Origin of the sequence: Caldicellulosiruptor hydrothermalis 108, assembly GCF_000166355.1 — a bacterium.
In the GTDB taxonomy this organism is placed as follows: Bacteria; Bacillota; Thermoanaerobacteria; order Caldicellulosiruptorales; family Caldicellulosiruptoraceae; genus Caldicellulosiruptor; species Caldicellulosiruptor hydrothermalis.
Map to the genome: position 1 here is coordinate 109,213 of NC_014652.1, position 26,400 is coordinate 135,612.

A 26,400-nucleotide genomic window follows, 5' to 3' on the forward strand; every position below is an offset into this window, starting at 1 on the left:
AACATGATGATTTTTATACCGAGAATATATCTACTTTGAAGCAGGAATTGTCAGTATAATTTCTGTGCCACTGCCAACTGTGCTATTTAATAAAAGCCTATATTGATTTCCAAACAAAAGTCTAAGACGCCTGTGAACATTTAAAAGACCAATTCCACAACTATCTTTTTCTGAAAAATCAGGTATTTTATTGAGCTTATTATTAATATGCGCAAGCTTCTCTGGCTCGATACCTTTGCCGTTATCTTTCACTTTTATGATCAGATTGTTATTGTACTCCTGAATTTCTATTAGAATTGTAGGGTCTTTTATACTAGAGTCAAAGGCATGCTTAATACAATTTTCTATTATTGGCTGCAACGTCATGAATGGGATTTTATAATTTAACAAATCATTGCCCTTTATATCTTTTATGAAATTTAGATTTCTGAGATGATTATTCCTCTTACAGACCAAAAATATATAACTATCAATATATTCCAATTCTCTTTGTAGTGACACTAAAGTTGAGTCTTCACGATTTATGCTGTACTCCAAAAGAGTAGCTAATGCTGTGATCATTTCAGAGATCTCTTCTGCTCCTAAGAATTTAGCTTTCCAATTGATAACATCCAGAGTATTGAACAAAAAGTGCGGGTTTATTTGTGCTTGAAGAGCTTTTATTTGTGCATCCTTTGCAATAAGCCGGGCTTTGTATACTTGGTTGATTAAATGGTTTATCTTTTCGGTCATTCTATTAAACGAAGAGATTAAATAACCAAACTCATCCTTTCTATTCGATTCAATTTTTATCTGAATTTCTCCATTTTCAACCTTTTTCATGTATTTAATTAGTTGATTGATTGGTGAAGTTATGTCCAAATAAATATAATTAATTAGTAGCAATGATAAAAACACAGTAATGATGAAGAGAATGAAAAGCGTTTTAGATACTAAATTTATTTCATTTAATAGGAACTTCTTTGAAAAAAACATATAACATGTCCAACCAGAAATAGGCACGTCAGACTTGACAAAATAGTAATTATTTTTGAACTTGCTGCTAAGCTCAAATTTGTGTTGTTTAACAATTAAATCTTCAAGGCCAGTTAAATTAGTTGAATTTGAAAAATTAACATAAATTAGCTTATCTCGGTATGCAAAAGCAATGGCATCATAGTTTTTTATTTTTAATGTTGTTATGGAGTCATACATTTTGTTTAAATTCATCTTAATAATAAGTAATCCAATTTCATCTAGGGTGTTTCTGTCGTATACTATTCTTCCTATGTAAACATCAGAGTAGAATTTATTAATTGGCTTTACATATATAATGGGCTTTCCTGCTGTTATTTTAGCTTTCTGGTAAATTGTACAAACATCTAGGCTTTCAAGCTTTTCATTCTCACGACTGACATAATAAAGACTATTGTTTACTGAAAAATTGAAAGCTATTAAATTTATATCATTTCTTGACAAAAGCAATGAGTTTAGATATCCTTCAAAATCTTTTTTAAATATATAATCAAAAAGTTCTGAATCATCATTCCTGTCAATCAATGCCTTATAAAAATTGTATATGGAGTTATCATATAAGACTTCTTGGGTAAAGTTATATATGTTTTGAGTATAATATTCTATGATACTTGAAATTTGAATTATATTTACTTCTTGAGATTTTAAAAATTTGTCTTTTAATATTTCAGTATATTTAAGATATCCTATATATCCCAGTATAAGAGTTGGTATACAAGTTATAACAACAAGTGCAAGAAGTAATTTAAACTTTATTGATGTCAGACGGAATAGAGACTTGATGTATTTCATCATTGCATATATCTCCTTTACTGAACTGATGTTTATATTTTAATTTTAACATGGAAGAAAAAAATGAGGTATTCTCGTTGAGAATTATTGATAACCCCAAAGAATACCTCATTTTTTATTTGTGATAAATCTTATCTGAGATTCAAAAACTCAGCAAATATCCTACACACTTCTTGTGCCTGTTCTTTATCATCCATTTCGCTATATATTCTAAGAAGGGGTTCTGTTCCAGAAAATCTTGCCAATACCCAACCACCATTTTTAAAGTATACTTTTACACCGTCAATATAGCTAACATTAGAGATTTCAAAAGGAAAATCAGGAAGATGCTTTTTGTCAAAAAGTATTTCCCAGATTTTTTCTTTTTCTTCAGGCTCAAGAGAAAAATCGTTTTCTTCCATATACAGTACCCCATATATTCGTTGTATTTCTTCAAGAATTTCAGACAGTTTCCTACCAGTTTTACAGATAAGTTCTACTAACAAAGTAGCGGCAAAGATACCATCTTTTCCTTTTATGTGGCCTTTGATTGTTAGACCTCCACTGCTCTCTCCACCTATTATCGCGCCGGTCTCTTCCATTTTAGCGCTTATATACTTAAAACCAACTGGTACTTCGTAGCATTTTTCCCCAAACGAACTTGCAATTCTGTCAAGCAAGTGTGTAGTAGCTAAGTTGCGCACAGCTGGACCTTTCCACCCTTTATACTTTAGGAAATAATAGTAAAGCAAGACTAAGATATCATTTGGGTGAATAAAATTGCCTTTTTCATCTACTATACCTACTCTGTCAGCATCGCCATCTGTTCCAATTCCTAAATCGTATCCTTTTTCAACAACTAAATGTTTTAAACGATAAAGTGTAGAAGTTGTGGGCGATGGCAGTCTTCCGCCAAATAGGGTGTCGTGCCTTTCGTGGATAGTATCTACATCACATCTTGCAGTAATTAATATTGTTTGCAGAGAAGTCCGTGATACTCCATACATTGGGTCAAGAAGTATCCGTAGTTTTCGCTTTTTTATTGCTTCAATATCAACCATACTAAGGATGGCGTCTATATAATCGTCAAATGGGTCAATTATCTCAATAAAGCCATTATCAATAGCCTTTTCAAATTTAAGACGTTTTATAGAATCACTTGGCAAACTATTTGCTATTGCTTCAATTTCAGAAGTTACCTCCAATGGCGCATCTCTTCCTTCTTCTATAAACAGTTTTATACCATTGTAATCTGCAGGATTATGACTTGCAGTTACTGTCGCACCAAATTTTGTATTGAGCTTTTTAACTGTGAACATTACAAGGGGTGTGGGAGCAACTTTGTTAATAAAGAAAATCTTTATACCATTTGCAGAGAGCACTTCAGAAAACCACCGAGCAGCTTTATCAGAAAGAAAACGGCGATCGTATCCAAGTACAATTCCATCTGAATCAATACCTTTTTCTTTCATATAAATGCTAACTGCCTGAGCTACCTTTTGAATGTTCTCCTTTGTAAAATCATCGCCTATGATGGCACGCCATCCGCCTGTCCCAAACTTAATCATGAAATTTTTCCTCCTCAAATCAGTATTGTAAATTAACTTTTACCCCATTACTACAATAACTTCATTGATACTACCCTTGGGCTGAACAGAAACAAAATTTTTTTCAAGATCTTTACCATTTAGCGTAATATTCTTTACTCCTTTTTCCACTCTATTTGGATTATGGACTGTAATCTTATATGTTGCTCCTCTGAATTTTCTAATTACCTCAAATTTGTCCCAATTGCTTGGTATACATGGGTCAATAACAAGACCGTCGAAGGTTGGTCTTATACCCAGAATCCAATGTGTGACTGCATGATAAGCCCATCCAGCTGTTCCAGTAAGCCAAGGATGTCTTGCTTTGCCAAAAGATTTGTGATATTTTCCATAAACGAATTGACAATAGCTGTATGGTTCTGATTCACGGATTTCAATGATGTCGTTTTGATTGTAAGGAAGGAGCGCATTATAAAGCTCCATTGCTCTTGAGCCCCGTCCAAGCTTGCATTCGGCAACCCATGCCCATGTATTTGCATGGCTAAAAATTGCCCCATTTTCTTTAATTCCTTTATAAACTCTTGTTACAAAACCAATCTCATCATTTGGTTTTGAGTATGGAGGATGTAAAAGGTGCAGACCATATTTAGAAAAAAGATATTCATATACAGCATCCATTGCTGATATTCCACGCTCATAGTCTGCAACACCAGATACTACTGCCCATGCATTTGATTCTAAATAAATTTTTCCTTCTTCACATTCATTGCTTCCAATTTTTAAGCCATTTGCTGTTATTCCGCGTAAATACCATCTACCATCCCATAGCACATCATTGCAAACTTTTTTAATATTTTCTGCTAAGGCCGAATATTTTTCAACATCTTCTCTTTTTCCAAGATATCTGGCAATTTCAATGAAAGATTGCAAAGCCCAGTAATGAAGCATAGAGACCATTGCACTTTCACCATCGCCAAGGTTTAGGCAGTCGTTCCAATCAGCTCTCAATCCCTTGGCTATTCCATGCGGGCCTACATGTTTTGCTGTAAAGTCAATAATTCGTTTCATGTGTTCATAAACCGAGGCTTGGCCTTTATCAGCAAAAGGAATTATCATATCAAGAAATTCAATTTCACCAGTTTCTTTTATATATTCACTTATTGTGGGAATAAGCCACAACGCATCGTCTGAGCAGGCATCTTCAATTCCATGGATTATACTATCTTTTTTGGGTTTGGGCACTATGGTGGGAGATTTGAATTTTGGTTTTGGCGTATCATCCTCTTCAAACCACTCAGGCTCAAATAGATGCAGTCCATACCCTTCACTTGTCTGAGCTTTTAATAGCTCAATAATTCTTTGTTTGCATTTTTGAGGATTAGTATGCGGAATTGACATTGCATCTTGAGCAGTGTCTCTATATCCAAGACCTGTCCTTCCACCAACTTCTATAAAAGATGCAAACCTTGACCATACAACACATGTTTCTGCTTGATATAAATTCCAAATGTTTATCATTGTATTCAAGCCCTCATGAGGTGTTGTGCACTGAAAAACAGAAAGTTTATCATCCCAGTATTTTTTGAGTTCATAAAAGCTATTGTCGACATTTTCAAACTTACTATATTTTTCTTTGATTTCTCTACCTTTATTTCTATCTCCCACGCCCAGCATGAAGATAAATCTTTTTTCTTCACCAGGTTCTAATATAAATCTCTTGTGCAGAGAAGCACAGTGGTTTCCAGTAAGATCCTCACTGTTTGAACACATACCTTTTTCAACAGCAATTGGGTTTGTTTCTGTTCTGTAATTGCCTATGAAAATATCTCTTACACAATCAAAACTATCTGGTTCAAAGTTAGAAGCGAAGAAGTGGTACATATCGGGTATATAGAAAAAGTCGTATTCTATAATACCGTCTTTGTAGCTTGAACCACTTGCATAAAGACTCATTTGAAGATTTTGATTGTCAATTTCTATATGATGATATGAAAACTCAGCATAAGTAAAAATACTCAGTTTTCTTCTGCTAATTCCTGTATTTTTTACTCTAACATCCCAAATCTCAACTGCATCATCAAGAGGTATAAAAAGCCACTGCTCAGCATGAATATTGTTGTAATCGCAGATGAACTTAGAATAGGAAAGACCATGTCGGCAAACATATTTAGCAATGCTCAAACTTTTTCCTACTGGTTGCCATGAAATACTCCAATAATCTCCTGTCTCATCATCTCTTAAGTAAACATAGTGACCAGGTCTGTCAAGAGGTACACCATTTTGTCTAAATCTTGTTATTCTGTGGTATTGAGGTGTTTTATAAAAGCTATAGCCACCTGCATTATGTGAGATTACTGTACACATATCTTTAACACCCAAATAGTTTGTCCAGGAAACAGGGATATCAGGACGCTCGATTACGTATTCTCTATTTTGGTTGTCAAAGTAACCGTATCTCATAAATTGTTTTCCCCCTTTAATTTTAAGGTTGACATTTTTATGTCTTCTATCAGAATAATAGCATTTAAACATATTTGAAATCAAACAGAAAAATCAAAAAATATCAATATAAAACAGTTAAATGCACTAAATAACAAGAAAATTAAATAAATAGCAATATAATTAAGTAAAATTAAAATTGTAAAAATTATATGCATAATTTAAAATATAATTTAGTGTTACTTTACTTTGTACAAGAAGGGAGATTTTTATGGAATTTAGAACCTTAAAAGAATCAGAACTTGAAAAATGGTTTTACCACTGTGCAAGTGTTTTTGGAGAAAATCGAAATTTAGATTTTTGGCTTGATTATTTTAAAAGACATTATTTCAATGACCCTTTCAGAGATATTAACAGCATTTTTGTTGCAGCAGACGGCAGCAGCATAGCAAGTACAGTAAGATTATTTTACAGAAAGATATACTTTCATGGTAAAGAAATAACTGTTGGTGGAATAGGAGAGGTCAGTACAAAACCTCAGTACAGAGGAATGGGGCTTGCATCAAAGTTACTTCGCATGGCAATAGATACAATGAGAGAGAAAAAGCTTTCTATTTCTATTCTTTTTGCGTCACTTCATAATTTTTATGGCAAACTTGGCTATAAAGTATTGACGAGGGAATTTTGTTTACTTGACAGAAATATCTTTCGTAAATATTATGAATCTAAAGTTGCTCAGGCAAGAGAAGTAAAAGAAATAAAATTATCAGACAATGATATTGAAATTATGGATGAGATCTACAAGGTTTATTCGGCTAATTTTAATGGTCCTGTTGTTAGAAACAGAGAATATTGGCTTAACTGGGTTAAATTTGAGCCTAAAACAAGCTTGGGATATTTTATTGATGGCAGATTGGCTGCATATTTGTTTTATAGAAAAAATGGCAAAGAAGTAATTATACTGGAATATGGCTGCTTTGACTCATCAAACAAAGAGATACCTTTGATAGAGTTTATAAAATTTATTATAAACAATGAAAATGCAGAAGCAATTAAATATCCAAAGGCAATTGGCCTTGAGCTTACTGGGTGTACTGAGTTTAAAGACAATAGTTTGATGTTAAATCTTATTACTCCTTTCAAGCTGGAAGGCTTACTTGTCGATTCAACTGAAAGACTGATAAGTATCCTGACAAGAGAGCCAGATAAATTTCTGTTTTGGGGCACTGATAATTTTTAACAAGGCATAAAAATTGCTTGCAGAAGGGAGATATCAAAAAATGTTTAAAATTGTTCCAAAGCCTAAAAAACTTGATTTCACAGGGAAATGGTTTGACTTTGATGGTTTTGAAAACTTTCCAGATTTCATTTCAAGGGAGTTTTCAATACCAAAAGGCTCATGGAAGATAGAGATTGTCGAAAGACCTGGAACAGGTATTTCAATAGAGGACAAAAAAGTAAAGGTCTGGGGAAATGTTAATGTTGCTTATGCCACCTTAGTTCAGCTCTTAATTCAAAGAAAAGATGCACTGCCGCAAGTCACAGTAGAAGAAGAATTTAGATTTTCTTTTAGAGGCTTTCATCTTGATATTGCAAGGGGCGGAGTGCCCAGTTTTTCAACTTTTAAAAACATATTGAGATGGCTATTTTTGCTCAAATATAACTACTTTGCAATATACTTTGAAGACCTTTTTCTATGGGAAAAACATCCTAAGATAGGTGCAGGTAGAGGAAGATTAACAAAAGAGGAGTTAAAAGAAATTATAGAGTACGGCAAAAATCTTGGAATAGAAGTATTTCCATCCTTAGAGTTAACAGGTCATATGGAGAATATTTTATCAATTCCAGAGTACTCCAAATACAGTGAATGGTATTTGCCAAGAGAAGGATGCCTTGACTTGTCGAATGAAGAAGCAAAAAAATTCGCTTATGAACTTTTAGAAGAAGTATTAGAGTTTTTCCCATCTAAGTACGTTCACATCGGCGGGGATGAGACATGGGCACTCGGCAGAGGAAAAAGCTTGGAAAAGAATTGGATATTTGAAGGGCCAAAGCTATACGAAGAACATCATAAGAACATGATAGATATTGTAGAAAAGTATGGTAAGATACCTATCATGTGGGGAGATATGCTAACAGGCATGTTTCTCAAGCCAAATGAAAAACAGGTATGGGGAAAACTTTTGCAAAGCGATATATGGCAAAGGGTAATTTTAGCCAACTGGGATTATGCAGCAATGCCTAAAGAACATTTTATAAACAGAATTGAAAGCTTTGGAGATAAATACCAATCAAATCAGATAGTGTGTCCGGGTTTTTCTAATTGGGACAGGTTTTATCCTGATTTTGAAGTAGCAATTGAGAACATAAAAAATTTTATTGATGCAGCAAAGACAAAAGGTTTTCAAGGCTTTTTGGTGACAGCCTGGGGCGATGATGGTGAGGAGTGTTTGTTTAGTTTTTTATATCCATTGCTCATTGCTACCATTGAGCTTGCTGAAGGTGATGGAAAGTGGGAAGAAAGTTTTATTATTCTTTCTGGTGAAAGTGAGAAACTACTTGATGTACGAAAAGTCTTTGGTACGTCGAAAATTGCAAATAATATAAAAGGTCTGTTGTATGGAAACAAAGAGGTTGTGCAAATGGGGACTTCTGAGGAACAAGGGTTAAAAAGATATTTTGAAGAAGCTTTGCAAAAGGTTATTGGGGTAAATCTTCCTGAAGATTTAGCATTTATCCGGCAGGCTATAAGAGTAGCGATAAAAAGGCTTGAGAATACTGTGACAGCAGCTGATTTAATTGAGCTTGGAAGTTATTACTGCAGGCTGTGGCGTAAAGAGAGGAAAAAGGAAGGGCTTGATAGGATTGTTGAAAGGTTTTGGGCAGCAGCTGGCAAAGTTAGCTTAGAATTGGAAGAAAGTTAAAAATATATTTTGAGGTGTTTTAAAAATGAGAAAAAAGTTTTTGGTCAAAAAGATTTTCAATGGGCATTCTTTTATCGAAGACAATGTTTTGGTTGTAGAAGATGGAATAATTCTGGGAACGCAAGAAGGAATTGATACTGGAAAAGATGAGATTATAGACAGAAGAGATTTTATTTTATCACCTGGATTTGTTGACAAACACACACATGGTATTGGTGGAGTTGATTTTTTTGATACTACAGAGAATGATTTAAAAACAATCCAAAACTACTATTTTAAACATGGTGTTACAACTATTGTACCTACAATTGTGTCAGCTCCGTTTGAAAACATATTTAAGCTTACAAAAGCTATTAAAGAAGCAAAGAAAGACCCAAATTTTAAGCTAAACATCCCTGGAATATTCTTAGAAGGGCCATTTATAAACCCTGCAAAGAAAGGTGCACATGATGAGAGATTTTTGCAAAGGCCGACAGCTGAAAAGTTAGAAGAGCTGAGTTCTAATTGTGAAGAAAAAATTATTGATATTGCGCTTGCTCCAGAACTACTTGAAAATCCCAATGAATTTATTTCAAAGGCAGCAGAAAGAGGTATTAACATTTCGCTTGGACACACAGAAAGCAGCTTTGAGCAGGCAGCACAAGCACATATGCTTGGTGCCAAAAGTATTGTTCACCTTTTTAACGCAATGCCACAGCTACATCACAGGCAGAATTCTATTACCACATATGCGCTTTTGAGCAGCATCAAAGTGGAGTTAATTTGCGATTTTATTCACCTGTCTCCTGAGATTATAAAGCTTACTTACAAGCTAAAAGGTCCTGAGAGTATTATAATAATTAGTGATTCTATTTCTGCAACAGACCTTTCTGATGGTGAGTATAGTTTAGGGGCCTTAGATGTAAAAGTTGAAAATGGAATTTGTAAATTAGCTGATGGTACCATCGCTGGCAGCACCTTGACAATTGATAAGGCAGTAAAGAACTTAATAAAAATTGGAATTAGATTAGAAGATGCACTGCAGGCAGCAACTTACAATCCATCAAGACTTCTTTCTCTTGAGTGCGGCAGGGTAAAAGAGGGCTTTAGGGCAGATTTTGTATTGATGGATGAGGATTTAAATATAAAAGAGGTATATATTGGGGGAGAGCTTGTGTATAAGGCACAATAAATTTTTCAAAGCAAGCTTTCCCTATATTGCGTTGGTGTAAGCCCAGTATACTTTTTGAAAACTTGAGAAAAATACTTCTCATCAGAAAAACCAACCATATTTGCAACCTGATATGTCTTTAAATTTTGATTTTTCAAAAGTTCTTGGGCTTTTTGAATTCTAATTTTGTGCAGGTAATCAATGAAATTAATCTTCAGTTCCCGTTTAAATAGAATGCTCAAATACGCAGGTGTTACATATACCTCTTTTGCAACACTTTCTAATGTGATGTTCTTGTTATAGTTTTTTTCAATGAAGTTAATGGCTGCTTTGACGATTAGATTTTTGTTTTCGCTCTGCTCAATTCTATCCACTACTGCATTTAAAAAACTGAGTAGCGATGCTTTGAGCAGCTCTTTTTTTTCAGTTTTCAAAATGTTTTCAAAAACCTTGCTATTTACTACGTCATTTAAATCAATGCATTTTTCATGGCAGACTTTAATTATACTGCCCAGTAGCGCCAAAACGGCCGACTTTATAAACCATTTGTTGAATGTATTAATGGCATACAATGAATTTATAAAGTTTTCAACTTTATCTTTAATAGTATCTTTCTGGCATAGCAAGAGGCTATTTATTATTGCTTTTTCCTCATCGATTGGGTAAAGCAGGGTATTTTTGTTAAGGCAAATATCATCATAGTATAATATGTCAATATCATCTGCAAAGAATTTGAGCTCTAAGGCATTTAATGCTTGTTCATAAGAGGAGTTAATTTTTTCAATTTTATCAATCCACCTGCTAACTCCAAAGTAAAGTTTCAGTCCAAGTTTTTCATCAACAATTTTTTTGACTTTTGTAAGAATATCATCCATCATTTCTCTATCAAATTCAAAATCAGAATTGATTAATATAACTATTTCATTTCTGCCTCTGAAAACTTCTGCTCTAAAGTCTTCTAATTCTTCTTGAATTAAATTCACGCACGCAAGAGTGTACGCTTCTTGTTTTACAGGAGAAGAAGGGTAAGTATCAGATGCATTTTCAATATCAAATTTGGCAAGAACTACGCAATATTTTCCAGATGAAAGCTTTATATTGTACCTTTCAAATAGTTTTTCTATTTCTTCTTTACTGCGGATGCCAAATATAACCTCATTTAAGATTCTCTCTTTTAAAATTGGCAAAGTTTCATTGTAATATTCTATGAATCTGTTTATCAGGGCTTCTTTTTCCCTTTCTTTTTCAAGAACGTTTTTGGCCTTCAGCACTGCATCTAAGACTTCTTTCGGTCTGCAGGGCTTTAGCAAATAATTCAGGCTCCTTAGCTCAAGTGCTTTTTGGGCAAAGTAAAAGTCATCATACCCGCTTAAGATTATACTTTCAAATATATACCCTTCTTTTTTGGCATTTTCAATTACTTGAAGTCCATCTAACTTAGGCATTTTGATATCTATCAAAACAATGTCAGGGCAAAGCATTCTAATTTTCTCAAGTGCCTCTTCACCGTTTGTTGCACATCCAACAATCTTAATTCCATTGTTTTCCCAATCAACAAGAGTTGAAATACCTTCAATTACCTCTGGCTCATCATCAGCAATAAGTAACTTTGTCACCCTTTTCATCTCCTTTTTTTACAAAATATTCTTACAATCAACTTTCTACTGAAATATAATCTATAGGAAGTATCAATTTTACTTCTGTACCTTGTCCTGGCTGGCTTTGTATATTCAATTTGAAGTGTGTTTCATAGTAAAGTTTTAATCTTTCGTTGACATTTTTGATAGCATATCCAAAAGTAGCTTCCTTTCCTGATTCTAAAAGGTCTTTGATTCTATCGAGCTGCATTTTCGACATTCCAATTCCATTGTCTTTGATGGTAAAGCATAAATTTTCGCCTTCTTTTTCACCTGTTATTTGAATAAAAGTTGGGGTTGTTGAATTTTCCATACCGTGAACGATGGCATTTTCAACAAACGGCTGTAGAATCAGTTTTGGTATATAATGGTCTAATATCTCAGGGTCAATTTCAATTGAATACTGAAGTTTATTTTTATATCTTTTGCTCTGCAAGAAAAGATAATGTTCAATTAGTTCTTTCTCACCCTTTACCTGAATGAACTCACTTCCCCTGTTTAAGGTAAGTCTAAAAAGCCTTGAAAGAGAATATATCATTTCGCTTATTTCGCTATCATGGGATTTTTCGGCCTTCCAGAATATAGTATCCAAAGTATTATAAAGAAAATGAGGATTTATCTGAGCTTCAAGTGCTTTCAGCTCTGCTTCTTTTTTGTGAATTTCCAATTTTAGCACTTTGTTTATCAGCTGATTTATTTTTTCCACCATGTTGTTGTATTCACAAACAAGTATTGCAATTTCATCACTTGCATGCGGGTCAATATTTACCTGCTCTCGAAAGTTGCCCTGTCGCACCTTTTTCATAGAACTTACCAGCTTTTGGAGAGGTGCTGTGAGCATGGAGGAGAAATACATGGAGATTATAAAAGCAAAGATCAAACAGAGTATAAGTACCCTAATATATAGAAGGACAAACGAATTTCTAATAGCATTTATGGCATTTTCTAACGAAACAATGCTCACAAGCCGCCAGTTTGAGGTCGGGATGTAACTTGATGTTATTAAAAGTTTTGATGAATTGGCAGTAATTATTTCATTTTCTCTACTTAGGATGTTTTCATTCAAAAGCTTCTGGGCAAATGTAGCTGTAAACTGTGGTGTTGTGCTCTCAAGAGAAATAATTCTGTTGTTGCTGTCAGCTATAAAAAAGCATGCTTCTTTTTCCTTTAAATCTTCCATATAGATTTTTTCAATGGTTGGTATGTTTATACATATTATAAGCACTCCTGCAGGCTCGTATGTATTGAAGTCTAAAAGAAGCCTTGCCATGGCAATCTTAGGGTAATTGTTTTTTGCAATTAGAGTGAAAGGCAAGCTGTTTAGACTCAGCCATATAGGTGCACCTTTGTTTTTTATAATCTGTTTAAAAAAATCTGTAGATTTTAGTTCATAAAAATCAGCAACTCCAGTGCTATTGTCATTTGAAAAGTAATATTTATCACCTTGAAAAGAGTAGAGCATAATAAAACTTATATAATCTTTGGAAGCAAGAAGGCTTGCCAGTGGTTCTAAGGAATATTTGGTAAAATCAGGGCGCGGGCTGATAAAGTTTTGCACTCTTTGATCTAAAAACAAAAATGATGAAAGTTCATTTACATCTCTTTGAAGAAAATCTATGCTGGCAGCAATTCTTTTTGTGTCTCTTAAAAGTAGATTTCCGACCTCTTCTTTTAGCTGGTTTGTTGAAATGGTATATGAAAATAAAGCCAGCACCAAGGAGGTTACCACTATTATACTGTAGAAGAGAATGAGTATCTTGTATTTTATGCTCAGACGTAAAAAATAATTTTTGAGCTTTAAAAGCATTTTACCAAAACACCTTCTTTTGAAGCTCACTTTTATTCTACAGGTCAAAGTATATTATACAACTTCATATATAAAATTCACAAGATATTCTTTTTTAGAAATACATCTTGCCATCAATCATCATAATTTTAATAACAATTAATAACTTGCATGCTCAAAATATCCATAAAAAATGCAAACCAAATTTAAAAATTGTCACCTTAAAATTGTGAAAGTATGCTGATATAATTTAACCAAGACAGAATCAATTCTACCTTTGATTTTGGGGCGCCCCAAGAAAGCTTTTGAAAAACTTAAAAAACAAAAAAGGGAGGAAAAAAAGGATGTCAAAGAAAGCTTTAAAAGTGGTTGTTTCAGTCATGCTTATCGCAGCACTGATTGTAAGCGTATTTGGACTTGTCCAAGGGAATCTGACAGCCTCAGCATCAACCCAGAAAACAGTAAAAATCAAGTTCCTATCAAATCTGCCAGATAGAACCTCTAACCAGGGCAAACTTGAACAGATGCTGATTGACAGCTACATGAAAGCAAATCCAAATGTCAAGATTGAAGTAGAAGCACTTCAGGATGAGCCTTACAAACAAAAATTCAAAGTATATGTTGCAACAAATCAAATGCCAGACATCTTCATGGTATGGGGTCAGCCATCGTTCTTCTTACCGGTCATGAAAGCAGGTTATGCAGCAGAGATAAAGCTTGACCAAATAAAAGGTTATGGGTTTAAGACATCCTCTCTTAAGGACTTTATGTACAATGGAAAACTCTATGGTCTTCCAAGAAACACAGACTTCATGGTACTTTACTACAACAAGGGCTTGTTTAACAAGTACAAAGTAAAAGTTCCAACAACATTTAATGAGCTTTTGAATGCAGCAAAAGTATTCAGGAAAAATGGCATTGCTCCAATTGCAATAAACGGGAAAGATAAGTGGATACTGGCAATTCTGTATCAGGAGCTTGTTGTGAAAGAAAGTGGAGATCAGAAGCTCATCTATGATGCAATCTCCAAAAAATCGGTTAGCAAGAACCAGATTCTTTTGAAAGCAGCAAAAGACCTTGTAAATCTTGTAAATGTAGGCGGATTCCAGGACGCATTTGTTGCGGCAGACTACGGTGCAGCAAACAATCTGTTTGCTCAGGAAAAAGCAGCAATGTATTATATGGGTTCATGGGAAGTAGGAATGGCAGCAAATCCAAACTTCTCTGAGTCGTTCAAGAAAAATGTGGACGCAACATACTTCCCAATAATTTCTGGTGGCAAGGGCAAAAAGACAGACATTTTAGCATGGCATGGCGGTGGCTATGCAGTTTCTGCAAGCTCAAAGGTTAAGAATGAAGCAATGAAACTTCTTCTTTACATGATGCATCCAACAAGATGGGCAAAGATTGGTTGGCAGCAGGGACTTGTTGTTCCAGGACAGAACTGGGAGAAGTTTATGACAGGAAAAGAAACAGTTCTTCAGAAAAAGCTAACACAAATATTTAGCAGTGCAACATCTGTCAGCGGTACAGTATGGCAGGATGCATTTACTCCAAACTTCAAGACAGAGGCAGAAACACTTTGCCAGATGCTTGTTGCAAAAGCCATTACACCCGAAAAGTTCTTAGCAAAGATAGAAGAGCTTGCAAAGTTAGAGGTTAAGTAGTTTAAAAATTAAATCACCTGCTCCCAGGATATCAAAAAGAATGTCTTGGGAGCAGGAATTTTATTCACAAGGAGTGACAGTATGCACAAAGTTTTGTCAGACAAAAGGACCATTTTGTTGCTGGTTTTGCCGGGACTATTGATATATACATTTGCAATTCTGTTTCCAATTATACTCAGTGTATATCTTGGAATGACAGACTGGTCAGGAATTGGTCGGCCAAATTTTATAGGACTTGAAAACTTCAAAAAGATAATTTTTACAGACACAACTTTTTGGAAGTCACTCAGAAATGCTATACTTCTTGCTCTGGCATATGTATTTGTTCAGCACCCGATAGCCCTTGCGTTTGCCATATTCATTGATAAAGTTGGAGGAAGAGCTGAAAAAGTTTTCAGAACAATATTTTTCATACCCTGTGTGATACCAGTTGTTGTAACATCACGTATGTGGGTAAGTTTGTATGACCCTCAATATGGGCTTATAAACAAGATACTTGACTTTTTACACTTGGGATTTTTGAAACAGCAGTGGTTGGGGGATACCAAAACAGCTTTAATATCAGTCATTATAATCTGTATGTGGCAGGGTTTTGGCTGGGCACTTTTGATTTACTACGCGGGTCTAAAAGGCATACCAGAAGAACTTTATGAGGCGGCAAGAATTGATGGTGCAACAGGTGTTAAGCTTTATACAAAGATTACTGTGCCACTGCTTCAGCCAGTTATCAAAGTTAATTTTACAATAGCCATTATATATGCTTTAAAACAAATGGAAACAGTTTATTTAACGACAAACGGTGGTCCCGGCGATGCAAGCCAGTTTTTGGCAAACTACCTGTATATCAGAGCATTTAACTCATACCAGTATGGATACGCAAATGCAATTTCAGTGCTATTTGTTATAGCATGTTTGGCTGTCAATGTTCTTTTCCAGAAGATATTTAAATCAGAAAATTATGAGTTTTAACAAGACATGGGAGGTTTTGACGTGGCAAGGGAAAGTAGTTTCAACAAAAAAAGCAGAGCTGTGCTTCTTGTTGTGCTGGGACTATTCTCAATTGGACAGCTGTTTCCACTTGTTTGGCTGATTGACTTTTCGCTTTGTAAAAGTGGAGATGTATATGGCGCAAATATACTCAAAATTCCCAATCCCCCACAGTTTATAAATTATTATCTTGCATGGAGAGATGGAAAAATTCCGCAATATTTTATCAATAGTGTAATTGTAAATGTGACGTCTGTTCTGCTTGTTGTTCTGTTTTCGCTGATGATGGGGTATGCATTTGTAAGGATGGAGTGGAAGTGGAGCAATAAAGTTTTAACATATGTTTTGCTGGGACTCATGATACCAATTCATGCAACACTTCTGCCAAACTTTGTTATTTTCAGACAGCTTAAGATGCTGGATTCATATTTTGCTCTGATAATTCCATACGTTGCATTTTCGCTGCCACAGGCAGTGTTCTTGATGACGGGGTTTATAGGAAGTATTCCACGAGCTTTAGAAGAGTCAGCAATTATAGATGGCTGCGGTATATTTAGAATACTGTTTCAGATTATTCTGCCTCTTTCAAAGCCTGCTATTGTAACCGTAACTGTCACTACATTTTTGAATACATGGAATGAATTTATTATGGCAGCAACATACCTGACATCCGACAAGTTCAGAACCCTACCATTTTCAGTCTACAACTTTGCAGGTCAGTATGCATCTAACTATGCAGTTCAGTTTGCTGTAATGACAATAGTAGCTCTTCCATCACTGATAGTATATATTGCCCTGAACGAACAGGTTACAAAAGGGGTTACCCTGGGTGCTGTGAAGGGGTAAAAGTTAAGCACTTGGGGCTATTTTTTTCAACAAAATTGAGACCTTTTCTAAAATTCAGTGTATTTACTCGAAAAAAGCTCTTGAAGTAGAATGAATATATATTCCAGCACTAACTCATTTAATTAGAAATCCAAAAGGAGGCAGATTAAAAATGTTCAAGAAAATTGCATGTTACATAACTGCCCAGGATCAGGGTAATCCCCTGCGGCAAGTAGACAATACAAAAGAGTGTGACAAAATAGAAAAGGAGTCTGTTATAACAATTGAGCCATCCAGTACATTTCAAGAGGTAATAGGTTTTGGTGGAGCACTTACAGAGGCTGCCGCGGTAAATATACTGTCACTTTTGCCACACCAGCAAGAAGAGATTTTAAGAAGGTACTTTGATCCAAAAGAGGGGCTTGGCTACAAACTTTGTAGAATTCACATGAACAGCTGTGATTTTTGTGTTGACAGTTATAGCTGTGATGATGTTGAAGGTGATAGCGAGTTAAAGTACTTTAACATCGAAAGAGACAAAAAGATGGTAATTCCTCTTTTAAAAAGGATAAAGGAATATTGTCCAGACCTCAAAATCCTCGTTTCGCCATGGAGTCCGCCTGCATGGATGAAAACAAATGGTGATATGTGCCATGGTGGAAAGCTAAAAGATGAGTATAAAAAAACATGGGCAAGGTTTTTCTGCAAATTCATAAAAGCATATAAAGAAGAAGGGATTGATATATGGGCTGTAACAGTTCAAAATGAGCCGATGGCAACTCAAGTGTGGGAGTCGTGCATATACACAGCTGAAGAAGAAAGAGATTTTGTGAAGGATTACTTAGGACCAACTCTTGAAGAAGAAGGGCTTTCCCATATAAAAATACTTATATGGGACCACAACAAAGACATCATATATGACAGGGTAAAAACAATTTTGAGTGACAAAGAAGCTGCTAAGTATGTGTGGGGAGTTGCATTCCACTGGTATGGAGGAGACCATTTTGACCAGCTCAAAAAAATAAAAGAAGAATTTCCTGATGTCAATTTGGTGTTTACCGAAGGTTGTCAGGAAGGTGGAGTAAAGCTTGGTTCCTGGGAGCTTGGAGAAAGGTATGCTCATGAGATAATTGGTGATTTTAACAGTTACACAATTGGATTTATGGATTGGAATATTGTTCTTGACACAATGGGTGGACCTAATCATGTAGGGAACTTTTGCGACGCTCCAATAATAGTTGATAAAGACCAGAAAAAGATTTACTATCAAAATGCATATTATTATATAGGGCATTTTTCTAAATTCATAAGGCCGGGAGCTAAAGTAGTCAAAAGTAGCTGCAGTGATGCAAGACTTGAAGTTTTGGCAGCGAAGGACCAGGACGATACTTTAGCAGTGGTTGTCTTTAATAAAAACCCAGAGGAAATAGAGTTTAGTATGGTTATTGGAGAGAAAATATTCTGTGGAAAGTCTCCAGCAAGGTCTATATTGACCATTGTTCTGGAAAAGTAAAATATAAATAAAAAGGGTGGGCGAAAAAGCCCACCTTTAATTTTGAGAGCTATAAAGAGTCCTGTACTTTGTTGGTGAAAGTCCCACCTTTTTCTTAAAGACATTTATAAAACTGTTAGGGTATATGTATCCTACTTTTAAAGCAATTTCATTTACAGAATAGTTGGTTTGCGTGAGCAATAGCTTAGCTTTTTCTATTCTCAGGTGAGTAATATAATCGCTCAGGTTTTGACCAGTTTTTTCTTTAAACAATGATGATAAATACTGAGGAGTTATATTAAACTTTTCAGCAATCAAAGATAAAGACAGGTTTGGGTCACTATACATCTCATCTATGTATGTCTTTACTTTTTCAACAAGAGTAAAACGGAAAGATAACTGATTATTCTTTACAAATTCTGCAAGTCTTATAAAATTGTCTTGAATCTTAAAAAACAAATCATCAAGCGTGAGTGTATTTGTTTTTGTTATGATTTCATTTTCAATGATTTTAAACAGCTCTGAAGAAGATTTATAGTTAATAAGCCTGCAAGCATTTTCATAGAGAATATAAAGATTGACACATAAAAGCTTTGCTTGAATTATTGGAATGTTGTCAGACACAAATATTTTAGAGTGGATATTTTTAAAGATTTCTTCCAAAGATGCTTTGTTACCGTTTAAGATACACTCAAGAATTCTATTTTCCATTTCAGGAGTGATAAATGATAAAGTTTCATCCTTCAGCTGAGATAAGGCATCACTAAATTTATAGATTTTGACGTTACCTGATATAAACTTTAAACTCAAGGCCTTTTCTGCTTCTTCAAAGCAGGTATTGATGGCAGAAATTCCTTTTTTAATTGTGCTCACACCAATGGTAAGAAGAATTGCGAAGTTGCTTTGGATAAAGTTTTTGCCATATTCCAATCTACCCACGATAGAATCTACCGTGTCGTTGTGGTCAACAATATTTAATATTATTCCCAACTTTTTTTCTCCTAAAATCACGTTGTAAACTTTGTTATTCTGGCTTGTTAGCACCTCGTTTAAGATATTGAAAATTATAAAACGGACAAAGCTATAATCTGTAATATCTTTTTGAAGCTCAAAGTTCTGACAATCATATATCTCAACAAGTATTACCATAAATAAGTCTGAATCAAATTTTATCTGATATTTTTCAAACACTTCTTTTTCGGATATAGCTGAGGGGATATTGCCTACCAACAAATGTTCTAAAAACCAGTTTTGCAAGGTAGGCAGAAATTCATTTATTTGTTTTCTCAAAAACTCTTCTTCTGCTACTAGTAAACTTGCAAGTTCTTTTAATTTTATCATTTCGCTTTTATCTTCAATGTTTTCTATACCCTCTGAATATGGATAGGAAAATTTTTGTTTTTTAAACTTGGAAACCAGAATATTTTTGATTTCATCTACAGGTCTGTAACTTTTTAAAGAAAGAAGCACAATTGTTGGTAGCCCTAAGATCAGTGAGAAGATAAAGTAAAGTAACAGATATATCTTCATATTATTTATAGGTTTAAAAAAAGACTGCGAAGATATTGCTATTATGTATTTCCACTGGTACATATCACTTTTGTAATACAAAATTATCTTATCTTTTTTAGTCTTCATCTCGGTTAGAGAATTTTCTGTGAAAGAGTTTTTAATAGTGTCTTTCAATAAAGAATCAATATTTTTGTCTGGAACATACTGGGTTAAAGTTGTATTGTCAGAGTTCAAAACATATATGTTACTGTTTTCATAAATAACATTGCTTTTGATAAAATCATTTAACTTTTCTTCATCTAACAGGATAAATAAAGTTGCCTTCTTGTCCTGAAAAGTCCAATAGGGCAGTGAATGCAAGAAAAGTATTGTGCTTCTTGGTTGACCTCTAATTAGAAAACTCATGGGCATAAAATACCTGTTATACGATTTGTTCAAAAGATTTAGCCAATCCAAATAATCTGTATCTATTGGTCGAACTATGTAATCGTAATATAACTTACTTGATTCGAAAAAATTGGGGGTTATAATGATATTTTCAAAAGGTATGTAAATTCCAATTTCTAAGATGAATGGAGAAGTATAATAAAGCATGAGCTGCTGGGTAAAGTTGCGGATATCAAGTATGATCTCATTTTTAGAGGCAAGGAGATTATGGTTTGAGATTAAAGTCAAATAAAATGGACTTGCATTTATGCTTTCCTCTATTAGCTCTAAAGGTCTTAAGGCTACATCATTTATTTTTGAGGGGAGATTTGTCATGATTGTTTTGCTATATGATTTTAAGTTGTTTAAAGAAATGGAATATCCATTGTAATAAGCATATAACCCTGCTACAAATGGAATGACAAACACCAAAAAATATGATAATAATAGCTTTACCAAAAAATCTCTATTTTTTAGAAATTTGAGCATATCTTTGTAAGCCTCCTGTCTTTATCGAGTGAAAAACTCACACAAATCCTATCAACTACTATTTTAACTTACTGTCAATTCAATTAGAAGGGGAGCTTAAAAAGTAATAAATCATATTAAATTCTCTTAACTGGTGAAAGAGCCTTTTTCTTAATAATGTTTAACCAAACTTAAAAATATGAAATTGACACGTTTTGAGGGACGGGTGTATGCTAAAAGCCGAAACACAAAATAAAAACAGGAGGGTTTGAAGCCATGTTTGCAAGAAGAATGAGTAAACTGATAATTTGGATGGTTGTAATAGCTTTTCTAAGTAGTATGTTTATCTTTTACAATGTAGCCTCAGCTCAGACAAGCAAACCGGTTCTTACTATTTTTACATGGATGGATCCTAAGGCAGCTCCAGTTTTAAAAAACTACAGAGAAATGGCTGTTTACCAAACAATTATGAAAAAATTCAAGGTAGATTTGCAGTTTATTCACCCGGCAATGGGAAGCGAAAATGAGCAATTCAATATTATGATAGCGTCACGGCAGCTACCTGACATTATTGATTGGCACTGGTTTGCATATCCAGGCGGTCCTCAAAAGGCTATCATGGACAATGTAATAATTAAACTCAATCCTTACATGCAATATGCTCCTAATCTCAAAAAGTATTTTGACACGCATCCAGATGTCAAAAAAATGGCAACCACTGATGATGGAACAATTTATATGTTTCCTTTCATAAGAGAAGACAAAATAAACTGCACATTTTATGGTCCAATAATTCGCAAGGATTGGTTAGACAAACTGAAATTAAGCGTTCCTCAAACAATTGACGAATGGTATCAAATGCTTGTCACATTCAAAAAGAATGCAGAAAAGTTAAACAACAAAATGCCTGTTTATCCATTTTCGGCAGATTACTGGTCGGCAAATCCGCGAGGAGTGTTTGACTACTGCAGCTTTTTGGTAGGTGCATGGGGGATAAAAACAGACTTTTACGTTGACAAAAATAGAGTAAAATTCGGTCCTCTGCAACCGGAATTCAAGCAGTTTATGGCTGTTTTGCAAAAGTGGTGGAAAGAAGGCTTGCTTGACCCTGACCTTCTGACAATGAACCGCCAGGCAATTCAAGCAAAGATAATGAACGATCAGATAGGAGCGTTTTTAGGACTTTTGGGTGGAAGCATGGGTAAATTCCTGCAAGCTAAAAAAGGAACAGACTTTGATTTAGTTGGTGCACCTTATCCAACACTCAAAAAAGGACAGGTTGCTGCACTTGGACAAAGAGATTTTCCTGTAAATGGTGATGGTATGGCTATCACCCCAAAATGTAAGAATATCCAGCTTGCAATAAAGATTTTGGACTGGGGTTACAGCAAAGAAGGTTATTTGGCATACAACTTTGGTGTTGAAGGCAGATCATATGTTATGAAGAATGGCCAACCTGTTTATACTGAAAGCATCCTTAACCATCCAAAACTTTCTGCTATGGAAGCAATTGCACAGTTTGGCAGAGTATCATGGAGCGGACCATTTGTACAGTCAAAATATTATGTAAATCAGATGGTAGCTATGCTTCCACAGCAAAAGGATGCCCTGAAAGAATGGACAAAACCTGACAATTCAAAGCTGCTACCGCCTATAACATTTACACCGGATGAGGCAGCAAAAATTAGCAACATCATGAACACTGTAAACACCTATTACAATGAGATGTTTGTAAAGCTCATGACAGGAAAATCAAACGATATGAACGGTTTTGTAAACACATTAAAGAGAATGAGGATTGATGAGGCACTCAAGATCTATCAGACAGCATATGAGAGGTTCATGAAAAAGAAATAAAAAGGGAAGTTGAAAAAACATTTATAACTGATGTTTCCCCTGGGGGTTTAAAGAAGAGCCTCCGGGGGACATAAATATGTCTTAATTTTTGCATTTTTGTTGATTTTTTGGACGAATTGAATAAGAGCAAAAGGAGGCAAACAATTTAATGGCCCGACAGACAAATTCAAAAAAACAGGGACAGTCAGAATTGTTACGTGACTTAAAGCGTAATAAAAATCTTTATCTAATGCTTTTGCCAATAGTTGCTTACTATTTTATATTCCACTACATACCCATGTATGGTGTACAGATAGCATTTAAAGATTTTACTCCGGCAAAGGGTATTTTAGGCAGTCCATGGGTTGGATTGGAAAAGTTCAGGGAGTTTTTTGTATACGATAGTTATTATGTTTGGCGAATCATAAGAAATACAATTCTATTAAATGTTTACGATATAATTTTTGGATTTCCTGCACCAATAATTTTTGCTTTGCTTTTAAACGAGGTAAAAAACAGTCTATACAAAAGAACACTGCAAACAATAAGTTATATGCCGCACTTTATTTCAACCGTTGTTATTGTTGGTATAATCCTTGACTTCTTCTCTCGCGATGGTCTTATAAATCAAATATTAAAATCATTAGGTATTTTAAGCGAACCCATTTCATTCATGACTGAACCTGGATGGTTCAGACCTATCTATGTTGGTTCTGGTATTTGGCAACAGCTTGGGTGGAATTCCATAATATATCTTGCGGCAATATCAAATATTGATCCTCAACTTTATGAAGCAGCCCTGATTGACGGTGCTGGACGCTTTAAGCAGGCAATATATGTAACATTGCCAGGGATATTGCCTACAATAGTGATACTCTTCATTTTAAGGATGGGAAGTATAATGAATGTTGGATTTGAAAAGGTATATTTAATGTACAACCCGCTAACATATGAAACGGCAGATGTAATTTCGACATATGTTTATCGAAAAGGACTTTTGGAGATGGACTATAGCTATGGTGCAGCTGTTGGACTTTTCAACTCACTGATAAATTTCATGTTTGTGGTAATGGCAAATCAGCTGAGCAAAAAATTTACTGAAACCTCTCTGTGGTAAAGGTAAGGTGAGATATGGTGAAGATGAAGAAAGGTGTTGGCGAGATAATATTTGACATCTTCAACTATATATTTTTGGGACTGCTTTGTTTCACATTTTTATATCCCATGCTCTATGTATTATTTGCCTCATTTAGCAATCCGATAAAACTCATGGCATATAGAGGTCCTCTTTTGCGACCGCTTGACTTTTCTGTAGAGGCATACAAGCTTTTACTTAGCTACCCCATGATTTGGATAGGCTACAGAAACACAATCATCTACGTTGTGTTTGGAACTGCCATAAATATTCTTCTTACCACAATGGGCGGGTATGTTCTCTCAAGAAGGAACTTAAAACTAAAAAATCCTATCATGTTTTTCATAGCATTCACCATGTACTTTAGCGGTGGTATGATTCCAACTTACCTTCTTGTTCAGTCTCTTGGGATGATAGACACAATCTGGGCGATGATAATCCCAGGTGCTATCTCAACAACAAACCTGATTATAATGAGAACCGGGTTTCATTCTGTGCCAGACAGTTTGGAAGAGTCTGCAAGGATAGATGGAGCTGGGGACTGGACAATACTTTTTAGAATCATGATACCACTTGCAATGCCAATGATTGCCGTTATGATACTCTTTTATGCGGTAGGTCACTGGAACGCGTTTTTCAATGCGATTATATACCTGCGCTCAAGGGATTTGTATCCACTTCAGCTTGTTTTAAGAGAAATACTTATTATGAACAGCACAGAGAACATGACAACAGGAATTTCTGATGCATCTGACCGGTTTGCTATAACAGAGCTTATAAAGTATGCGGCGATAATTGTTGCAACGGTACCAATACTTTGCATATATCCGTTTTTGCAAAAATACTTTGTCAAGGGTGTTATGATTGGAGCTATAAAAGAATAGTGATATAATAAACATAAAGCCAAACAATCAAAAATAAAGGGGGAAAAAATAAATGTTATATCCACGAGAAACAAGAACCAGAGAAGTGAAAGACTTAAATGGTATTTGGAAATTTAAATTGGATAAAGAAAATAAAGGATATGAAGAAAAATGGTATTTACAGCCATTGAAGGACACAATTCCAATGCCTGTTCCTGCAAGCTATAATGATATTACTCAAGACCCAGAGATTAGAGACCACATAGGTGATGTGTGGTATGAAACAAGTTTTTGGGTTCCATCTGGTTGGACTGATAAGAGGATAGTTCTGAGAGTTGGCAGTGCCGCTCACAGAGCAAAGGTATTTGTAAATGGGAAGGAAATGGTAGAACACAAAGGTGGCTTTTTGCCCTTTGAAGTTGAAATAACTGATGCTGTGAGCTTTGATGCGGAAAATAGACTCACCATTTTAGTAAACAATGTGTTAGACTGGACTTGTTTGCCGCCAGGATTTATAAGATATTACGATGATTCTTTTCATCCTCATGGTTATAAAACTCAAGAATATCTCTTTGACTTTTTAAACTATTCAGGAATACATAGACCAGTTGTTCTTTATGCAACTCCAAAGACATATATTTCAGATATTACTGTGATACCTGATATACAAGGTCAAAACGGTATTGTCGAATATAAAGTAGAGATAGAAGGTGTGAATTGTCAAAAAGCTGTGCCAAAGATTACTATAATCGACAGAGAAAATAAAGTGGTTGTAGAGGGTTCAGGTACAAGTGGAATTTTAGAAATCAAGAATGCTCAGTTTTGGGAACCGTCAAATCCATATCTTTACACGTTTAGGGTTGAGACTTTAGTAGATGGAAAGGTTGAAGACGTTTATGAACTGCCTATAGGAATTAGAACTGTAAAAGTTGAAGGAAATAGACTACTTCTTAATGGTAAACCTATTTATTTAAAAGGTTTCGGCAAACACGAGGATGCAGATATTAGGGGAAAAGGATACGATTCTGTCATAGCAGTAAAAGACTTTAATCTGCTAAAGTGGATTGGAGCAAATTCGTTCAGAACATCTCACTATCCTTATGCGGATGAGATTATGAACTTGGCAGATGAGCTTGGAATTTTGGTGATAGACGAAGCGCCTGCTGTAGGTATGAACTTCTTCAATAAAAATGAAAAAGTGTTCTGTAATGAAAGAGTTAATGAGGACACGTTGAATCATCATATACAAGTCATAAGAGAGCTAATCAAAAGAGACAAAAATCACCCGTGCGTGATTATGTGGAGTGTTGCAAATGAAGCAGCAACATATGAAGATGAAGCATATGAGTATTTCAAAAAGGTTATAGATGAAGTCAAAAAACTTGACAAGACTCGACCAGTTACAATTGTTGAATCCTCCTTCCCAGATGAAACTAAAGTGGGTACTCTTGTTGATGTGATATGCGTCAACAGATACTATTCATGGTATACTGATTGTGGAAAGTTAGAGCTCATTGAATATCAGCTTGAAAAAGAACTTTTGCGATGGTATGAGCTTTTCAAAAAACCCGTTATTGTATCAGAATATGGAGCAGACACAATAGCTGGATTTCACAGCGACCCGCCTGTTATGTTTTCTGAAGAGTATCAATGTAGAATGCTGGAAGAGTTTCACAAGGTTTTTGACAAGTTAGATTTTGTAATAGGCGAGCATGTCTGGAACTTTGCAGATTTTGCAACAAAGCAGGCTGTTCACAGAGTAATGGGCAACAGAAAAGGCGTGTTTACAAGACAAAGACAACCCAAGGCAGCAGCTTTCTTGCTAAAAAGAAGATGGGCGAATTTAAAGAGAAAATAAATTGGAGGTAGAAAGCTTTGCAAAACAAAAATGATGAGAGATAAATTAAAAAAGTGCGGTGTT

17 protein-coding genes are annotated in these 26,400 nt (G+C 34.9%); 11 read left to right on the forward strand and 6 right to left on the reverse strand.

Annotated elements, in window-relative coordinates; genetic code table 11:
* Positions 1 to 30: 30 nt before the first annotated feature.
* The 3 genes from CALHY_RS00415 to CALHY_RS00425 all read right to left on the reverse strand — a co-directional run bounded on the left by CALHY_RS00415 (position 31) and on the right by CALHY_RS00425 (position 5,792).
* The gene (locus CALHY_RS00415; RefSeq protein WP_013402058.1) at positions 31 to 1,806 is read right to left on the reverse strand and encodes a sensor histidine kinase; all 1,776 of its coding nucleotides are present in this window, start codon (positions 1,804 to 1,806) and stop codon (positions 31 to 33) included.
* 131 nt (positions 1,807 to 1,937) lie between these two features.
* Entirely contained in the window at positions 1,938 to 3,353 is a 1,416-nt protein-coding gene (locus tag CALHY_RS00420) for a phosphoglucomutase/phosphomannomutase family protein (RefSeq protein WP_013402059.1), read from the reverse strand.
* Between the two features lie 39 nt (positions 3,354 to 3,392).
* Positions 3,393 to 5,792, reverse strand: coding sequence for a GH36-type glycosyl hydrolase domain-containing protein (locus tag CALHY_RS00425; protein WP_013402060.1), 2,400 nt, complete (start codon positions 5,790 to 5,792; stop codon positions 3,393 to 3,395).
* A gap of 250 nt (positions 5,793 to 6,042) precedes the next feature.
* Here CALHY_RS00425 and CALHY_RS00430 point away from each other — a divergent pair, with 250 nt between their 5' ends.
* The 3 genes from CALHY_RS00430 to nagA are packed head-to-tail and all read left to right on the forward strand — an operon-like array spanning position 6,043 to position 9,866.
* A complete protein-coding gene (locus CALHY_RS00430; protein WP_013402061.1) occupies positions 6,043 to 7,011 on the forward strand; it encodes a GNAT family N-acetyltransferase in 969 nt (322 codons plus the stop codon).
* 40 nt (positions 7,012 to 7,051) lie between these two features.
* Positions 7,052 to 8,695 carry a beta-N-acetylhexosaminidase gene (locus tag CALHY_RS00435; protein ID WP_013402062.1) on the forward strand — a complete coding sequence of 548 codons (1,644 nt, stop codon included), beginning with the start codon at positions 7,052 to 7,054 and terminating at the stop codon, positions 8,693 to 8,695.
* Between the two features lie 25 nt (positions 8,696 to 8,720).
* Positions 8,721 to 9,866, forward strand: coding sequence for an N-acetylglucosamine-6-phosphate deacetylase (gene nagA, locus CALHY_RS00440; protein ID WP_013402063.1), 1,146 nt, complete (start codon positions 8,721 to 8,723; stop codon positions 9,864 to 9,866).
* 5 nt (positions 9,867 to 9,871) lie between these two features.
* Here nagA and CALHY_RS00445 read toward each other — a convergent pair whose 3' ends face one another.
* Together CALHY_RS00445 and CALHY_RS00450 are read right to left on the reverse strand one after the other, a co-directional pair.
* Positions 9,872 to 11,461 carry a response regulator gene (locus CALHY_RS00445; RefSeq protein WP_013402064.1) on the reverse strand — a complete coding sequence of 530 codons (1,590 nt, stop codon included), beginning with the start codon at positions 11,459 to 11,461 and terminating at the stop codon, positions 9,872 to 9,874.
* A 37-nt stretch (positions 11,462 to 11,498) separates the two neighbouring features.
* On the reverse strand, positions 11,499 to 13,289 hold the full coding sequence (locus tag CALHY_RS00450; protein WP_013402065.1) for a sensor histidine kinase: 1,791 nt from the start codon (positions 13,287 to 13,289) through the stop codon (positions 11,499 to 11,501).
* A 323-nt stretch (positions 13,290 to 13,612) separates the two neighbouring features.
* Between CALHY_RS00450 and CALHY_RS00455 the strand changes: the two genes are divergently transcribed.
* The 4 genes from CALHY_RS00455 (at position 13,613) to CALHY_RS00470 (ending at position 18,260) form a co-directional block, all read left to right on the forward strand.
* The gene (locus tag CALHY_RS00455; protein WP_013402066.1) at positions 13,613 to 14,935 is read left to right on the forward strand and encodes an ABC transporter substrate-binding protein; all 1,323 of its coding nucleotides are present in this window, start codon (positions 13,613 to 13,615) and stop codon (positions 14,933 to 14,935) included.
* An 81-nt stretch (positions 14,936 to 15,016) separates the two neighbouring features.
* A complete protein-coding gene (locus CALHY_RS00460; RefSeq protein ID WP_013402067.1) occupies positions 15,017 to 15,904 on the forward strand; it encodes a carbohydrate ABC transporter permease in 888 nt (295 codons plus the stop codon).
* 21 nt (positions 15,905 to 15,925) lie between these two features.
* Complete coding sequence (locus CALHY_RS00465) at positions 15,926 to 16,768, forward strand: carbohydrate ABC transporter permease (protein WP_013402068.1); 843 nt, start codon at positions 15,926 to 15,928, stop codon at positions 16,766 to 16,768.
* A 151-nt stretch (positions 16,769 to 16,919) separates the two neighbouring features.
* Positions 16,920 to 18,260 (forward strand): glycoside hydrolase family 30 protein, encoded by a 1,341-nt coding sequence (locus CALHY_RS00470; RefSeq protein ID WP_013402069.1) that lies wholly within the window; start codon positions 16,920 to 16,922, stop codon positions 18,258 to 18,260.
* A gap of 36 nt (positions 18,261 to 18,296) precedes the next feature.
* Here CALHY_RS00470 and CALHY_RS00475 read toward each other — a convergent pair whose 3' ends face one another.
* The gene (locus CALHY_RS00475; protein ID WP_013402070.1) at positions 18,297 to 20,666 is read right to left on the reverse strand and encodes a helix-turn-helix domain-containing protein; all 2,370 of its coding nucleotides are present in this window, start codon (positions 20,664 to 20,666) and stop codon (positions 18,297 to 18,299) included.
* Positions 20,667 to 20,921: 255 nt separating this feature from the next.
* On the opposite strand from CALHY_RS00475, the gene CALHY_RS00480 reads away from it, so the two are divergent.
* From CALHY_RS00480 to uidA, 4 genes are all read left to right on the forward strand, one after another.
* On the forward strand, positions 20,922 to 22,502 hold the full coding sequence (locus tag CALHY_RS00480) for an extracellular solute-binding protein (protein ID WP_013402071.1): 1,581 nt from the start codon (positions 20,922 to 20,924) through the stop codon (positions 22,500 to 22,502).
* Between the two features lie 148 nt (positions 22,503 to 22,650).
* Positions 22,651 to 23,598 (forward strand): ABC transporter permease, encoded by a 948-nt coding sequence (locus CALHY_RS00485; RefSeq protein ID WP_013402072.1) that lies wholly within the window; start codon positions 22,651 to 22,653, stop codon positions 23,596 to 23,598.
* A gap of 14 nt (positions 23,599 to 23,612) precedes the next feature.
* Positions 23,613 to 24,500 carry a carbohydrate ABC transporter permease gene (locus CALHY_RS00490; protein ID WP_013402073.1) on the forward strand — a complete coding sequence of 296 codons (888 nt, stop codon included), beginning with the start codon at positions 23,613 to 23,615 and terminating at the stop codon, positions 24,498 to 24,500.
* A 52-nt stretch (positions 24,501 to 24,552) separates the two neighbouring features.
* Complete coding sequence (uidA, locus tag CALHY_RS00495) at positions 24,553 to 26,337, forward strand: beta-glucuronidase (protein WP_013402074.1); 1,785 nt, start codon at positions 24,553 to 24,555, stop codon at positions 26,335 to 26,337.
* Positions 26,338 to 26,400 lie beyond the last annotated feature (63 nt).

Coding starts and splice junctions, on each gene's coding strand:
- CALHY_RS00420 (WP_013402059.1), bottom strand. CDS start 3,353: ATGATTAAGTTTGGGACAGGCGGATGGCGTGCCATCATAGGCGATGAT.
- CALHY_RS00485 (WP_013402072.1), top strand. CDS start 22,651: ATGGCCCGACAGACAAATTCAAAAAAACAGGGACAGTCAGAATTGTTA.
- CALHY_RS00460 (WP_013402067.1), top strand. CDS start 15,017: ATGCACAAAGTTTTGTCAGACAAAAGGACCATTTTGTTGCTGGTTTTG.
- CALHY_RS00430 (WP_013402061.1), top strand. CDS start 6,043: ATGGAATTTAGAACCTTAAAAGAATCAGAACTTGAAAAATGGTTTTAC.
- CALHY_RS00425 (WP_013402060.1), bottom strand. CDS start 5,792: ATGAGATACGGTTACTTTGACAACCAAAATAGAGAATACGTAATCGAG.
- CALHY_RS00415 (WP_013402058.1), bottom strand. CDS start 1,806: ATGAAATACATCAAGTCTCTATTCCGTCTGACATCAATAAAGTTTAAA.
- CALHY_RS00480 (WP_013402071.1), top strand. CDS start 20,922: ATGTTTGCAAGAAGAATGAGTAAACTGATAATTTGGATGGTTGTAATA.
- CALHY_RS00475 (WP_013402070.1), bottom strand. CDS start 20,666: ATGCTCAAATTTCTAAAAAATAGAGATTTTTTGGTAAAGCTATTATTA.
- uidA (WP_013402074.1), top strand. CDS start 24,553: ATGTTATATCCACGAGAAACAAGAACCAGAGAAGTGAAAGACTTAAAT.
- CALHY_RS00455 (WP_013402066.1), top strand. CDS start 13,613: ATGTCAAAGAAAGCTTTAAAAGTGGTTGTTTCAGTCATGCTTATCGCA.
- nagA (WP_013402063.1), top strand. CDS start 8,721: ATGAGAAAAAAGTTTTTGGTCAAAAAGATTTTCAATGGGCATTCTTTT.
- CALHY_RS00450 (WP_013402065.1), bottom strand. CDS start 13,289: ATGCTTTTAAAGCTCAAAAATTATTTTTTACGTCTGAGCATAAAATAC.
- CALHY_RS00470 (WP_013402069.1), top strand. CDS start 16,920: ATGTTCAAGAAAATTGCATGTTACATAACTGCCCAGGATCAGGGTAAT.
- CALHY_RS00435 (WP_013402062.1), top strand. CDS start 7,052: ATGTTTAAAATTGTTCCAAAGCCTAAAAAACTTGATTTCACAGGGAAA.
- CALHY_RS00490 (WP_013402073.1), top strand. CDS start 23,613: ATGGTGAAGATGAAGAAAGGTGTTGGCGAGATAATATTTGACATCTTC.